The organism is Streptomyces alkaliterrae, from assembly GCF_007097205.2.
Classification (GTDB): Bacteria; Actinomycetota; Actinomycetes; order Streptomycetales; family Streptomycetaceae; genus Streptomyces; species Streptomyces alkaliterrae.
Map to the genome: position 1 here is coordinate 1 of NZ_VJYK02000647.1, position 843 is coordinate 843.

The following is an 843-nucleotide window of genomic DNA, read 5'->3' on the forward strand; positions in this document are numbered from 1 at the left end:
GCGGCGGCGGGGGCGGTCGGCGATGACGAGGGGCCCGGGCTCGTGGCCGACGTCGGCGAGTTCTTCGCTGCCGGTCAGCAGTTCGTGGAGGCGCTGGGCGTCCTCCGGGAGGTCGCGGCGCCAGCCGAGGGCGACGATCGGCCACAGCAGCAGCATGCCTCCGGTCAGCCACGAGGTGACCTGGACGCCGACGCGGCAGCCCGTGCCCTGCGGCCAGACGCGGAAGTCGTAGCGCGGCATCTGGCTGCCGAGCGGATTCCACATGCGCTGGCCGATGAACCCTATGCGTACGTTGTGCTCGTAGGCGCAGCACTCCAGCCGGAAGTCGCGGTGCCGGCCGGGGAAGCGGTAGCTGTAGGACCGGCGTTCGGCGTGTCCGGCGCCGTCGGCGCCCTCCGGGCCCTCGGGCCTGATGTCCATCACGCCGGAGTGCCAGCGCGCCAGGTTCCGGCCGTCGGAGAGGAAGTAGAAGACCTCGTCGACGGGCAGTGGAATCGATACGTAGACCTGCACCTGTGGCATGCTGCGGCACCTCCTACGAGCGACCGCCACCTGTGCGGTGCGGCGGTCGCTCCCCGTCCCGGGTGTTGCCTGCCAGTCCAGATTGAGTGGTATATGCCACTTCCGCCCCCGCAGCTCCGCCATTCGGGCGACGCCCGGGACGGCGTGGTGCGGGGAGGGGCCGCGGGAGATCGTCGACTGGCTGGAGGAGGAGTACGGGGAGATCACGGAGGCCGAGCGGGAGGCGGGGCGTGCGGAGCCGGCGGAGATCGGTGCCGGGAACGAGCGGCGGCGCTCCGCCCGGCGGCCGCGTCGAGGGTGAGGCACGCGGGCCGGCCGTGC

General features: G+C 72.7%; 2 protein-coding genes. One reads left to right on the forward strand and one right to left on the reverse strand.

What is annotated here, in order from left to right; translation table 11 throughout:
* Positions 1 to 522, reverse strand: a 522-nt coding sequence (locus FNX44_RS28420; RefSeq protein WP_173019315.1) for an SRPBCC family protein, incomplete at its 3' end; no start/stop codon positions are given.
* An 82-nt stretch (positions 523 to 604) separates the two neighbouring features.
* Between FNX44_RS28420 and FNX44_RS28425 the strand changes: the two genes are divergently transcribed.
* Positions 605 to 823 (forward strand): hypothetical protein, encoded by a 219-nt coding sequence (locus tag FNX44_RS28425; RefSeq protein ID WP_173019316.1) that lies wholly within the window; start codon positions 605 to 607, stop codon positions 821 to 823.
* The last annotated feature ends 20 nt before the right edge of the window (positions 824 to 843 follow it).